This is a genomic window from Cellulosimicrobium sp. SH8, from assembly GCF_025818875.1.
GTDB lineage: Bacteria > Actinomycetota > Actinomycetes > Actinomycetales > Cellulomonadaceae > Cellulosimicrobium > Cellulosimicrobium cellulans_D.
Genome location: NZ_JAMXMH010000001.1, coordinates 537,532 through 550,839 on the forward strand (window position 1 = coordinate 537,532; position 13,308 = coordinate 550,839).

General features: G+C 73.5%; 11 protein-coding genes. 6 read left to right on the plus strand and 5 right to left on the minus strand.

Features of this window, described 5'->3' with window-relative positions:
- Positions 1 to 53 precede the first annotated feature (53 nt).
- Positions 54 to 1,541, minus strand: coding sequence for a sensor histidine kinase (locus tag NF338_RS02325; RefSeq protein WP_264029297.1), 1,488 nt, complete (start codon positions 1,539 to 1,541; stop codon positions 54 to 56).
- Positions 1,542 to 1,732: 191 nt separating this feature from the next.
- Between NF338_RS02325 and NF338_RS02330 the strand changes: the two genes are divergently transcribed.
- Together NF338_RS02330 and NF338_RS02335 are read left to right on the plus strand one after the other, a co-directional pair.
- Entirely contained in the window at positions 1,733 to 2,554 is an 822-nt protein-coding gene (locus NF338_RS02330) for a DUF4352 domain-containing protein (protein ID WP_264029298.1), read from the plus strand.
- 319 nt (positions 2,555 to 2,873) lie between these two features.
- Entirely contained in the window at positions 2,874 to 5,051 is a 2,178-nt protein-coding gene (locus NF338_RS02335; protein WP_264029299.1) for a family 43 glycosylhydrolase, read from the plus strand.
- A gap of 143 nt (positions 5,052 to 5,194) precedes the next feature.
- Here NF338_RS02335 and NF338_RS02340 read toward each other — a convergent pair whose 3' ends face one another.
- From NF338_RS02340 to NF338_RS02355, 4 genes are all read right to left on the minus strand, one after another.
- A complete protein-coding gene (locus NF338_RS02340; RefSeq protein ID WP_264029300.1) occupies positions 5,195 to 6,280 on the minus strand; it encodes a J domain-containing protein in 1,086 nt (361 codons plus the stop codon).
- Positions 6,277 to 7,113 (minus strand): hypothetical protein, encoded by an 837-nt coding sequence (locus NF338_RS02345; RefSeq protein WP_264029301.1) that lies wholly within the window; start codon positions 7,111 to 7,113, stop codon positions 6,277 to 6,279. Before NF338_RS02345 ends, NF338_RS02340 begins: the two co-directional genes overlap by 4 nt.
- 120 nt (positions 7,114 to 7,233) lie before the next feature.
- Entirely contained in the window at positions 7,234 to 8,112 is an 879-nt protein-coding gene (locus NF338_RS02350; protein WP_264029302.1) for a hypothetical protein, read from the minus strand.
- A complete protein-coding gene (locus NF338_RS02355; protein WP_264029303.1) occupies positions 8,109 to 8,690 on the minus strand; it encodes a DUF6318 family protein in 582 nt (193 codons plus the stop codon). Before NF338_RS02355 ends, NF338_RS02350 begins: the two co-directional genes overlap by 4 nt.
- A gap of 383 nt (positions 8,691 to 9,073) precedes the next feature.
- Between NF338_RS02355 and NF338_RS02360 the strand changes: the two genes are divergently transcribed.
- From NF338_RS02360 to NF338_RS02375, 4 genes are all read left to right on the plus strand, one after another.
- Positions 9,074 to 10,066 carry a carbohydrate ABC transporter permease gene (locus tag NF338_RS02360; protein WP_412845904.1) on the plus strand — a complete coding sequence of 331 codons (993 nt, stop codon included), beginning with the start codon at positions 9,074 to 9,076 and terminating at the stop codon, positions 10,064 to 10,066.
- On the plus strand, positions 10,063 to 10,971 hold the full coding sequence (locus tag NF338_RS02365; protein WP_264029304.1) for a carbohydrate ABC transporter permease: 909 nt from the start codon (positions 10,063 to 10,065) through the stop codon (positions 10,969 to 10,971). The genes NF338_RS02360 and NF338_RS02365 overlap by 4 nt, the downstream gene beginning before the upstream one ends.
- Positions 10,972 to 11,126: 155 nt before the next feature.
- Complete coding sequence (locus NF338_RS02370; RefSeq protein WP_264029305.1) at positions 11,127 to 12,518, plus strand: ABC transporter substrate-binding protein; 1,392 nt, start codon at positions 11,127 to 11,129, stop codon at positions 12,516 to 12,518.
- Positions 12,515 to 13,300, plus strand: a complete 786-nt coding sequence (locus NF338_RS02375) for a glycerophosphodiester phosphodiesterase (protein WP_264029306.1) — start codon at positions 12,515 to 12,517, stop codon at positions 13,298 to 13,300. Before NF338_RS02370 ends, NF338_RS02375 begins: the two co-directional genes overlap by 4 nt.
- Positions 13,301 to 13,308: the final 8 nt, after the last annotated feature.

Here is a 13,308-nt window from a genome sequence, read left to right on the forward strand (position 1 = left end):
GCGGCGAGCCTAGCGGCGACCACCGACGTGGCTCGTGGGTGCACCGGGACGCGCTACGCCGTCGGGCGCGCCCAGGGCAGGTGGGCCCGCACGACGAACCGTCCGTCGTCGACGCCGGCGTCGAACGTGCCGCCGACGGCCGCGCACCGTTCGCGCATCCCGATGATCCCGGCTCCGCTGCCGGGAACCCCGCTCAGGCCGAGCGTGGCGGCCGGGGCACCGAACGGAGGAGCGGTGTCGGTGGCGAGGTCGCGGGTGAGCGCGTTGCGCACCGTGACGTCGACGCCGTCGCCGGGGCGGGCCCGGACGTCGACCTCGGCGCGTGCGCCGGGCGCGTGCTTCATGACGTTCGTCAGCGACTCCTGCACCACCCGGTAGACGGCGCGTGTGAGTGCGGGCGGGGCGGTGTCGGCGTCGGCCACGAACACGGTCGCGGCGAGGTCGACGCCGGCGGCGCGTGCCTCGTCGAGCAGGCCGGCGAGGTCACCGAGCGCGGGCGCGGACCCGGTGTACTGCTCGGCCCCGGACCGTAGGGAGGTGATGAGCGCGCGCATCTCGTCGAGCGCGCGGTGGGCGTTGGAGCGCATGCTGCGGGCGGCGTCGACCACCTCGGGGTCGCCCTGCGAGACCTCCAGCGCCGACGCGTGCAAGGACACCATGGAGAGGTTGTGCGCGACGGTGTCGTGCATCTCGCGGGCGATGAGCTCGCGCTCGTCCTGGCGCGACAGCTCGGTCCGGAGCTCGGCCGCCTGCGTGCTGAGGACCTGCGCCCGCCGGTTCTCGGCGGCGGCGACCTCCTGGGCGGCGTCGGCGCGCCCGATCGCGAGACGGAGGAGGCCTGCGCCGATCGACAGGCCGAGGCAGAGCATTCCGAGGACGACGTATCCGACGGGCAGGAGGTAGGAGATCTCGAGGGAGTCCGGGCTCCTGATCGAGAAGATCACAGCCTCTCCCTCGCGCGCGGCGTCCCGCCAGAACGACGCCCCGACGGCGAGCGTCGTCGCCGCGGTGCAGGCGGCGACGACCTTCCTGCGCCCGTCACGGGCGATGACGAACGGCAGGGCGAGGAGCGGCGCGAGGGCGCCCACCGGGGTGAGGATCCCCGCGGCCGCGGAGATCGCGCACACCACGACGGCGTGCCGGTCCCGCCACACGACGAGCGTCGCCAGCCCGGCTGCGAGCAGCCACCACAGCAACGTCAGGCCGACCTGCCATCCCGCCGGCTCCGACCCGATGCCGAGGTTGTCGTAGGTGGAGCTGACGATCCCGACGGCGAGGGTCGCGGCTGCCGCGGCGACGGTGCCCAGGATGGACCCGGCGCGGAACAGCGGGGAGGGCCCGGGGTCGGGCTTCGGGTGCGGGCCGGGGTGGTACGGCGGCGGGTAGGCGTGCGCCGTGGATCGCGGGCCTGGCGTCGCCCACGGACGCCCCGGGGCCGCCCCGCCGTGCGGCCCCGGCACCGGGCGACCCGGCGGCAGGCCGGGAGCACCGTACCGGCCCGCCGGGGGAGGCGGGCCGTACGGCGGCTGCGGCGGGTGCATGGCGCGAGCATACGGGCGGGTGCCGACGCCGTGCGTCCGCCGGACGGGCGCCGCCGGATCCGCCGTTCGGTGGACCAGGTCGAGCCGTTCGGGGGGTCCGCCGACCCGTGCGCCCCCGGCACGCTCGACCCCGTCAGACCGCGTACCGGGGGCCGACCCGGTGCCGTCGATCGAGCACCCAGGAGGCCACCATGTCCGCATCCACGCCGCACCCCCAGCAGCCCGGCGGTCCGTCGTCGTTCGGGCCGCCGCATCAGGGCCACCCGGGTCACCCCGGGCAGCCCGCGCAGCCCGGCCCGCCGCCCTACGCCGCGCACGGGGCACCGCAGGTCTACCCGACCGCCGGTCACCCGGCGCCGAGCGCGCAGCCGGGCGTGCCCCCGGCGCCCCGGAAGTCGTGGTTCGCCCGCCACAAGATCCTCACCGGGGTGGGCGTCGTCGTGCTGCTCGCGATCATCGGCTCGGCGCTGGGTGGCGGGGGTGAGGACGAGCCGACGCCGCCGGCCGCAGTGGCAGACGTGCCCGCGCAGGAGCCTGTGCCTGACGCGGTGGCCGAGGACCCGGCGGACTCCGCCCCCGAGGAGCCGGCCGCGGAGCCCGCCCCCGAGGCCCCGGCGGCTGCAGGGATCGGGGTCCCCGTGCGGGACGGCAAGTTCGAGTTCACCGTGACGTTGGTGGAGCCGGGCGTGCCGAGCGTCGGTGACCAGTACCTGAGCCAGGAGGCGCAGGGGCAGTACGTGCTCGTGCGGATGACCGTGAAGAACATCGGCGACCAGGCGCAGATGTTCACCGGAGGCAACCAGCAGCTCACCGACACCGAGGGCCGTACGCACGAGAGCGACACCACCGCCGCGATCTATCTCGGCGACGCGAACAGCTTCCTCACCGACATCAACCCGGGCAACGCCGTCGAGGGTGTCGTCGTGTTCGACATCCCCGCCGACGCCGTCCCCGCGACGCTCTCCCTGCACGACTCGATGTTCTCGGGCGGGGTCGACGTCTCGCTCGGCTGAGACCGGCATGCCGTACGGGTGAGTCGGGGAGGGCTCCGGTCACGGGAGTGTCACAGGCCGTTCCGCGTGGCGCTCCCGACCGGGCTGCAGGGCGGCCCTGTCCTTGGGCCTGAACGGGGAGGAAGGACGAGCGGGCGGCGGCGTGCTGGGTCACCCGCGGTCGCGCGCGACCTGGGGTGAGCCGCCCCCGCGGCCGCAGCACCCAGATGTTGAGTATTGCGGGAAGTTGTTGACTTGTGTGGATCGGCCCGGGAGACTGGGAACCCCGAGGTCGCCGCCGTCCCGGGTTCTTGCCCCCTCACCGTCGAGAGGACACCCCATGAAGCTCTCCTTGTCCCGCGCGCGCTCGCGTGCCACCGCTGTCACCAGTGCGCTGGTCGCGCTCGGGCTGGCGGTCTCGGGCGCGGCCGCCGCCACGGCGGCGCCCCCGGCGACTGTGCCCACCGCGGCCGCGGCGGCCACCGCCGAGCCGACGATCTCCCCGGTCGTCGACGCGAACTTCGCCGACCCCGACATCCTGCTCGTCGACGGCGTCTACCACGCCTACGCGACCAACAACCAGGGTCAGAACGTGCAGCACCGCACGTCGACGGACCTCGTCACGTGGAGCGCGCCGTCCGACGTCGCGCCCGACCTGGGCTCGTGGGTCAGCGAGTCGTGCACGTTCTCCCCGGGCGGCGCGACCGACCGCTGCGTCTGGGCCCCGGAGGTGTCCGCGGTCGAGGGTGGCTACGCCCTCTACTACACGGCGCGCGACGCGACGTCGCCGCGCCAGTGCCTCGGCGTCGCGCTGTCCGACACCCCGGACGGACCGTTCGTCCCCGTCGGCGACGACCCGATCGTGTGCCCCAACGGCGAGGCCGGCACGGAGGACCTCGGCGGCGCGATCGACGCCGCGACGTTCGTCGACGGCGACCAGCTCTACCTGCTGTGGAAGGCCGACGGGAACTGCTGCACGGGCAAGACGGCGATCATCTTCGCCCAGCCGCTGTCGCCCGACGGCGCGACCCTCACCGGCCCGCCCGTCGAGCTCATCCGCGTGGACAAGGCCTACGAGGGCCGCGTCGTCGAGGGCCCGACGCTCCTGGAGCGCGACGGCACGTACTACCTCTTCTACTCCGCGAACGACTTCTACGGCGGCGCGTACCGCACGTCGTACGCGACGGCGTCGAGCCTCGCCGGCCCGTGGACCAAGGCCACGACCGAGCTTCTCACGAGCGACCGGTTCCAGGGCGACGTGCGCGGACCGGGCGGGCAGGACGTCGTCACCGCGCCCGACGGCTCGGACGCGCTCGTCTTCCACGGCTGGAACGAGGCGTTCACGTACCGCGCGATGTACGTCGCGGACCTCGAGTGGACGGCGGACGGCGTCCCGTTCGTCCCGCAGGCGTCTGACCGCTACCAGGCGGAGGACGGCGTGGTCACGAACGCGCGCGTCGTGGCCGACGGCGGGGCGTCGGGCGGGGCGAAGGTCGGCGGCCTGGACTTCGCGGACTCGTCCGTGACGGTCGAGGTGCACGCCGACGAGGCAGGCCCGGCCCTGCTGGGCATCCGGTTCGCCAACGGCTCCTTCGACGGCTCGACGCGCGTGCCGTCCACGGGCACGCTCGCGGTCAACGGCGCGGTCGCGGAGACCGTCGTCTTCCCGCACACCACGTGGGGCAACTGGCAGACGTCCGAGCACCTCGTGGACCTCGTCGCCGGCACCAACACGATCACCCTGACCCGCGCGACGTTCTACACGGAGCTCGACGCGTTCGACGTCTTCCCGGCGACCCGCGACCCGCGCCCGTCCGCCCCGCCGGTCATCCCGTCCGACGCGACGCGGTACGAGTTCGAGGACGGCGTCATCACGCGCGGCTCGGTGGGGAGCGCGTCGGGCGCGTCGGGCGGGCAGAAGGTCGGCGGGCTCGACTTCCTCGACAGCTCCGTCGCGCTCCAGGTCCACGCCGACGAGGCCGGGGCGTACACGCTCGGTGTCCGGTTCGCGAACGGCTCCGAGCGGGGCGGCTACACGCTCGCCTCGTCGAGCACCGTCACGGTGAACGGCACCGACGCGGGCGTCGTCACCTTCCCGCACACCACGTGGGGCAACTGGCAGTCGGTCACGCACGAGGTCGAGCTGCAGCAGGGCTGGAACACCGTCGCCCTGACCAAGCTCACCTGGTACACCGAGCTCGACGCGCTCGACGTCTTCCCGGCCGACGTGCCGCCGGCCGACCCGGAGGTCACCGTCACCGCGCAGCCGCGCTGCCTCGGCGGCACGCCGTACCTCGCCGTCCGCGCGACCAACGACGGCGACGAGACCGTCGCGATCGCCCTGCGGACGGCGCACGGCGAGCGGTCCTTCGCCCAGGTCGACCCGGGCACGAACGCCTACCAGTCGTTCAAGGCCCGCGGCGCTCTCGACGCGGGAGAGGCGCTCGTCGTCGTCACCGACGTCTCGGGCACGACGACGGAGGTGACGGCCGCGTACGACGCGCTCACCTGCGCGTAGCGCACCGCCAGCCACGCCCGCGGTGCCGCTCGGCCGATGAGCGGCACCGCGGGCGTCGTCGTGCTCCGAGACCGACCCGTGCGTCGCGAGATCGCCCCACGGAGGGTCGATCTCGACCGCTCGGGTCGATCTCGGGACGGGGATCAGCCGGCCCGGCTCGTCGGACCGACCTGGACCCACGCGAGGCGCGCCTCGTCCGTCGCCCAGTACACGACCTCGTCGGTCCGGGTGTCGACGAGGACCCAGATCCCCGATCGCCATGCGCCCCAGAGCCACCGCTTCGCGCGGGCGTACGTGCGCGTGTCCTCGAGCAGGGCGTAGGTGCGTCCAGCGCTCACGCTCGCGTGGACGACCCAGCGGAGCTGCACGCCCGGTTCTCGGGCCTGGACGAGCATCCGGTGCCAGAACACGGCGAGGTCCCGGACCCGTTCGGCATGCTCGCGCGTCCGCCGGGCGAGGAACGCGGCCGCCTCGCGCGCGGCCCGGTCGCGGCGCCAGAGCTCGGCCATCACGATCGTGAGCGCGACGACCACGAGGGCGGCCCACCCGAACTTCACCCCGACGGCGGCGGGTGCTGCTGCCGTCGTCGTCGACAGGAACCACGGAGCGACGAAGACCAGCGCGATGATCGACCAGGCGCCCGCACGGCGACCGAACGCGCGTCGTGCACAGGTGGCCACGAACACCGCCGTCGCGACGACCACCCACGGGGCCGCAGGCCCGCCGGAGACCAGCGCGACGCTCGCGAGGACGAGCACCGCGGCGACCGCGCCGGACGCGACCCCGAGGAGCCACCGCCGCCGTCGCGCCAACGTCCCGTGCTCGGGCAGCGGGGGAGGGGTCCAGGTGAGCGGGACGGTCCCGCCGTCGTCGCCCCACGACGGTGCTGATCCGGAGCCGGGCCGCGCCGGACCGGTCGCGGGCGTCTCGTCCACGATCGGTGACTCGGTGCCCCACGCCGGCTCGGGTGGTGTCGACGGTGCGGCCGCCGCGTCGCCGCCGACGTCGGCGGGCGTCCCGGTCCCGAAGGAGCCTGCCAGCTCGTCGTCGTACGCCTTGCGCCTGCTCGCGTCGCGCAGGGTCGAGTACGCCGCCTCGAGCTCCTGGAACTGCGCCGTGCTCCCGCCGCGGTCCGGGTGCCGTGACCGGGAGAGACGCCGGAAGGCGCCCTCGACGTCCTGCCGGGTCGCGTCGCGGGAGATCTCGAGGACGGAGTAGTGGTCGGTCACGGGTGCCTTTCGATCGAGCGGTCCCGAGCCGTGCTCGACGGCAACGCGGCCGACGCCGGCCTGAGCGCGTACGTCATCTGGGTGACGCTCCACGGTCGGGCGGAGAGCACCTCGTCGGCGGTCGCGGGGTCGGGGTACCCGCCGGTCGGCGGGAGGCCTCGTTCCGCGACGACGACCACGGCATGCGCGTCGTCGGCCCGCAGGACGGTGATCCGGTGGCGCACGGGGTACCCGTCCTCGGAGAACCGGACGATCTCGCCACGCCACGTGTGGGGAACGGGCACGGCGTCGACCATCCCCTGCCGCACCGCGGCCGGGAGATAGCTGCTCGCCTCCTGGCCCTTCGCCTGGTCGCGTGGCAGGCGCGGGGCGGGGTGCGCCGTCGCCGTGCCGCCCGACGTCGGGGCACCGGCCGGCACGACGCCCTCCCTGCGGCGCGGGACGCCCTGGGCGACGTGGTGGGCCACGTCGTGGTGGCGCCAGTCGCCCGACGGCGACAACCGGCCGTCGGGACGCGCCCGCAGCGGGCGCACCGCCGTCGCGACCACGACACGGTCCACGTGTGCTCGCCACGCCACCATGCGCTGGTGCGGGACCCCACCCAGGACGGTCGCGGTCGACGAGACGCGGTCCACGTGCTCGGCGACGACGTCGGTCCGCCAGAGCGCCGCCTCGCGGCTCTCCCGCGGCATGTCGTCCCAGCCGAGGACCGTGCCCTCGAAGGCCGTGCCCTGCGTGCTCGCGGCGCCCGCTTCCGTGGAGCGGGTGGTGCGTCCTGCCGGGCTCGGGCGGTCCACGCCACCCGCCGTGTGCCGGACGATGCCGTTGCTCATGGTGCTCCCCTGTCGTCGTGGTCGATCTCGTGGTGGGCGTACTGCTCGTGCGCGGCGCTGGGCGCCGGTCGGCGAAGACTCTCGACGGAGCGCCCTCGGCGTCGCCCGCCGAGAAGCGGGTCAGTCGTCGAGGTCGTCGGTGACGAGGCGGGAACGGGCTTCGTAGACGCGCAGGGGGTCGGCGGTGCTGGTGGTGGTGGCGGTGCCGGTGACGTCGGTCCAGGTGGTGGTGCCGGTGAGGCGGAACTGCCCGGACCAGGTCGTGGTGAGCGTGATCTGGACCTGCTCGGCGGGTTGGTCGTAGGTGTGCGCGACGGTGTGGTGGGGGTAGGCGGCACCGGGGTCGGTCGTGGACAGCGGGGCGGTGCCGTCGCCGTAGTCCCACGCGTACGTGCGTGGGGTGGCGCGGATCTGCACGGGGATGCCGAGCAGGGTCGTGTCCAGGGTCTGCTCGCCGGGCTGGGTGTAGGTGATGGTGGGAACGTTGACCAGGGTCCAACCGTCCGGGGGCTGCACGATCACCGGGGACGGCGCGATGGTCAGGGTGCGGAACGCGGCCTCGGCCTCGCCGGCCAGGTCGGCCGCGCCCACGCAGGACGCGTCGGCGACGAGCTCCCAGGCCGAGACCGCGGTGCGGGTGCCCTCGTCGGTGTTGGTCCAGGTCTGGCGGAACAACGGTTCCATCGCGACCTGGTCCGGGGTGCACCCGGGGTCGAACCCCGCCGCGTTCTGCCCGTCCGGACACGCCGCGACGAGGCCCGGGAACGTCGTGGCGTGGTCACCGTCGTAGCACCGGTACGCCGGCACCCGCCGGTACGCCTCCGACGCCGGACCGCCGTCCGCCGCTGCGGGCACGTACTCGGCCCCACCGTTCGGGACCTCTGTCTCGTAGCGAACGACGACCCGGTCCTCGTCCGCGATGTCGGACCAGCCGGTCGTCACCGGGGAAGCGAAGAGCGCGGCGCTCGCGCCCGCGAGGATCGCCGCCGCCCGCATCATGACTCTCCCTTCACGGAGACAGCCAGGACCCTCCAGCCTGTCTGGTCGTGAAGGAGGCCGAGTTCCATGACGCCCTCGAAGCCGTCAATCTCCCTCAAGACGGTTCCGCCAGCGTCAATAACCTGCCCTTCCTGCATCGTCGCGTTGAGGTCTACCGGGTATCCCCCGATGAGCTCATCCAAGGGCCACGACTTCTCAAGTTCCGCGGTCACCGCGCCGCCGGCGAACGTGTGCCCGTCCTGGCTGATTGAGCGTGCATCCTCGCTCACGCTGGAGCAGAACCCACAGGTGTCTGCCCACGTCATGGCGTCCCACTCGGCCGTGTCGCCCGTCGCCATGACGTACGGGTAGAGCTCGAGGAAGTACTCCGCCGCCGCGGCGGCACCCTCGGCGTCGTCGCGGTCCATCGTCGCGGGACGTTCCGGCTTCACCGGGCCGGTCTCGGTCGGCGACGGCTCGGGCGACTCCGACTCCGACGGCGACGGCACGACCGGCTCGTCGACCGACGGCGAGGGACCGGGGTCGTCGCCACCGGTGCACCCGGCGACCACCCACCCGACCGCGACGACGACGCCCACGGCGAGCGACCGCCGTCGGGCACGGGACAGCACACGAGAACGACGCACGAGACCCCCTGCAGATCGATGCGAACGACACCGCGCGTCACGACCGACGGGACGCACGGGCTGCCCAGCAACCTAGCGAAACTGCGCGTGGGGCGGAACTGCTCGTCCCGCCCTGTGGACGACGGCGCGGCAGGTGTCCACGACGTTGCCGCTCCACAGGCTCAGGTGGCACCCCGGGCACGGGGCGGTGAACGTTGCCCGAAGCCTCCTCGCGCACTCGGACATTCCAGGATCAAACGGGCGTGACGGCTTCCTATGCTCGCCGTGGCCGCCCGCCCGTGGAACGGGTGCTGCGCCGGCCGTGACCACGTCCCTCGTCCGAGCGGATCCTTGCTGTGACCACCGTCCTCACCCCGGACTCCCCGGGTTCTTTCGTCGCACCTTCCGGCCTCCCGCCGTCCGACCCCGCCGATCGCGAGGTCCAGACGCTGCACCGCAGCCGCCTGGGCGCGCGCCGCCGGCGGCGGAACCTGCTGTGGGCGCTCCTGCTCGCGGGCCCGAACGTCCTGCTGCTGCTGGTGTTCGTCTACCGACCGCTGCTGCAGAGCTTCTACCTCTCGACGCTGCAGTGGAACCTCGGGTCGCCGGTCGCGCGGCCGGTCGGGCTGGGCAACTACGTCGAGTGGTTCACCGCGCCGACGACGGGCCGCATCGTCACGACGACGCTCGTCTTCACGCTCGCGACGGTCGGCGGCGCGATGGTCCTCGGGCTGGGCCTGGCGCTGCTGCTGAACCGCCGCCTCCGCGGCCGCGGCGTCGCCCGGACGGTCGCGTTCGCGCCGTACGTGCTGTCGGGCTTCGCGGTCGGGATCCTGTGGCTGTTCATGTTCGACCCGCGCTACGGGCTGGTCCAGGAGCTGCTCGGGTGGGTCGGCGTCGCGTCTCCGCAGTGGTACACGCAGCGACCGTGGCCGCTCGTGATGATCGTCGTGGTCTACCTGTGGAAGAACCTCGGGTACGTCGCCCTCATCTACCTGGCGGGGCTGCAGTCCGTCCCGCAGGACCTGAAGGACGCGGCCGCGCTCGACGGCGCGTCGCCGGTGCGGACGCTGCGGTCGGTCGTGCTGCCGCTGCTCACCCCGACGACGTTCTTCCTCGTCGTGACGATGCTCCTCGCGTCGCTCCAGTCGTTCGACATCATCAAGGCGATGACGCAGGGCGGCCCGCTCGGCTCGACGACGACGCTCATGTACTCGATCTACGAGGAGAGCTTCGTCAACGGTCGCGCCGGGTACGCGTCGGCGGTCGCCACGGTCCTCTTCCTCGTGCTGCTCGCGGTGACCGCGGTGCAGATGCGGTTCGTCCAGCGGAAGGTCCACTACGCATGAGCGCCGTCGCGCCCAGCCGCCCCGAGACGGCGCCGACCACGCCGGCCGCGCTCGCGCCACGTGCTCCTCGCACCCCGAGGGCCCGACGCCGCAGCCCCCAGCCCGGCGGCTACCTCGCCCTGGTCCTCGCGACCGTCGTGCTCGGCGCGCCGCTGGTGTGGATGGTGCTCGCGAGCATGAAGACGCCCGCGGAGCTGTACACCGTCCCGCTGCAGTGGCTCCCGGGCAGCGTGAACCTCGACAACTACGCGCAGGCCGCGGACTCGATCCCGCTCGGGCGCCTGCTGGCCAACAGCGTCGGCATCACGGTCGTGGGTGCGGGCCTCAAGGTCGCGCTGGGCCTCACGTGCGCGTACGCGCTGGTGTTCCTCGACTTCCCGTTCAAGAAGGTCGTGTTCGGGCTCGTCATCGCGACGCTCATGATCCCGCCGCAGATCACGATCATCCCCAACTACTCGCTCGTCGCGAGCCTCGGGTGGCTCAACACCTACCAGGGCATCCTCGTGCCGGGCCTGGCGAGCGCGTTCGGGACGTTCCTGTTCCGCCAGCACTTCCTCACCCTGCCGCGCTCGATCCTCGAAGCGGCCGAGCTCGACGGCGCCGGGCACTGGCGCAAGCTCTGGCGGTTCGTCGTGCCGATGAGCACGCCGACGCTCGCCGCGGTCGCGCTCGTGTCCGTCGTGACGGAGTGGAACGACTACCTGTGGCCCTTCCTCGTCATCGACCGCCCGGACAAGATGACGCTCCCCGTGGGCCTCACGCTGCTGCAGAACACCGACGGCATGACGAACTGGGGCGTGCTGCTCGCCGCGACCGTCGTCGTGACGCTGCCGATCCTGCTCGTCTTCCTCGTCCTGCAGCGCCGCCTCGTCGCGGGCCTCACGGCCGGCGCGGTCACGGGCTGACCCACCCCGCGCCGTCGTGCCCGACGACGGCGCTCACCCCGGGCGGGCCGCGCACCCGCGTGCCTGCCCACCACCACCGACTCCCCGGTCCGCCCGCAGCGGCCCGGGTTCCCCGAAGCGCACCGAGACCCGGTGCACGACCTGAAGGAGCACCTGTGTCCCACCGCACCGCACCCGTCGGCCGGCCCGCGCGCCGCCGTCGGGCCCGCACGGCCGCCACCGCCCTCACGGCGGTCACCGCCCTCGCGCTCACCGCGTGCGCCGGCCCGAGCGTGGCCGGGGCCGACGGCGCCGGCACCGCGGGCGACGAGGCGACGGCCGAGGCCGTCGACTGGTCCGCCGTCGAGCCGGCGTCCGAGATCACGTGGTGGAGCAACCACCCCGGCACGTCGCAGGAGATCGAGCAGGAGCTCATCGACCGGTTCGAGGAGGAGTCCGGCATCACGGTCAACCTCGTGACCGCGGGCGCCAACTACGACGAGGTCGCCCAGCGCTTCCAGGCCGCGTCGCAGACGGACGAGCTGCCCGACCTCGTCATCGCGTCCGACGTGTGGTGGTTCCGCTACCACCTCAACGACCAGATCCTGCCGCTCGACGACGTGCTCGAGTTCGTCGAGGCCGACGCCGCCGACTTCCAGCCCGCGCTCTACGCGGACTACGAGTACGACGACCAGCACTGGGCCGTGCCCTACGCGCGGTCGACGCCGCTCTTCTACTACAACAAGGACCTGTGGGCGGCGGCCGGCCTGCCCGACCGCGGCCCCGAGACGTGGGCCGAGCTCGAGGAGTGGGACGCGTCGCTCAAGCCGCTCGTCCCGGCCGGCGGCTCGACGCTCGGCCTGTCCACCGGGCCGTCGTGGGGCGCGTGGTGGTTCGAGAACATGATCTGGGGCCAGGGCGGCGCGTACTCCGACGGGTTCGACCTCACGCTCGACTCGGAGGAGTCGGTCGCGGGCGGCCAGTTCCTGCACGAGCTGTTCCACGAGAAGGGCGTCGCGACGCTCTCCGCGGACGACGCGATGGTCGACTTCTCGTCCGGACTCATCGCCTCGACCATCGGCTCGACGGGCTCGCTCAAGGGCGCGCTCGACGCGGCGTCGTTCGAGGTCGGCACGGCCTACCTGCCCGACGGCCCGGCTGGCGGCGGCACCCCCACCGGCGGCACCGGTCTCGCGATCCCGTCGTCGAGGTCGCCCGAGCAGCAGCTCGCCGCGGCGATGTTCCTCGCGTTCCTCACGAACACCGAGAACACCGCGTACTTCTCGCAGAACACGGGCTACATGCCGGTGCGCACGTCGGCCGTCGAGTCGGACACCATGAAGGCCATCTACGAGGCGACCCCGCAGTTCCGCACGGCCGTCGACCAGCTCGCCGACCGCGCCCGCATCCAGGACGACGTCCGCGTGTTCGTCCCCGGCGCCGACGCGCTGCTCAACGAGGCGATCGAGCAGATCGTCATCGAGGGCGTCGACCCGGCGACCGCGTTCGAGTCCGTGACGCCGCGCATCGAGACGGCGTACACCGAGAACGTGGAGCCGTACCTGTGACGGCGACCGCGCTCGCGCCCACGGGCGCCGGGTCGGAGCGGTCCGCGCGCCCGCGCGTGATCGCGCACCGCGGCAACAGCTCGGTCGCGCCGCAGAACACGCTCGCCGCGTTCGAGGCGGCGTGGCGGGCGGGTGCGCACAGCATCGAGATCGACGTGCAGCTCACGGCCGACGGCGAGCCCGTCGTCATCCACGACGACACCGTGGACGCGACGACGTCCGGCAGCGGCACGGTCGCGCGGCTCGACCGCGCGGCGATCCGGGCGCTCGACGCCGGGTCGTGGTTCTCCCCGGCGTTCGGCGGCCAGCGCGTGCCGACGTTCGCCGAGGTGGTCGACCTCCTCGTGCGTCGGCCGGGCACCGACCTGCTGCTCGAGCTCAAGGGCTCGTGGACGCCGGAGCAGGTGCGGCGCGTCACCGGGCCGATCCGGTTCGCGGGCATCGCGGACCGGGTCGTCGCGCAGAGCTTCTGGCCCGAGACCGTCGCGGCGCTGCGCGAGGCCGACCCCGGCCTGCGCCGCGGGCTGCTCGTCGCGTCGATCGACGACGACGTGCTCGCGCGGTGCGCCGAGCTCGACGTCGTCACGTGCAACCCGATGGGCCTGCTCCTCCTCGAGGACCCGGGGCTCGTGCAGCGCCTGCACGACGCCGGCCTCGAGGTCGCGGTGTGGACGCTCAACGACCCGGAGCACTGGGCCGCCGCCGTCGAGCTCGGCGTGGACGCGATCATCACCGACCGTCCCGACCGCCTCGCGGGCTGGCTCGCGGCCCGGGTCGTCTAGGACGTCGC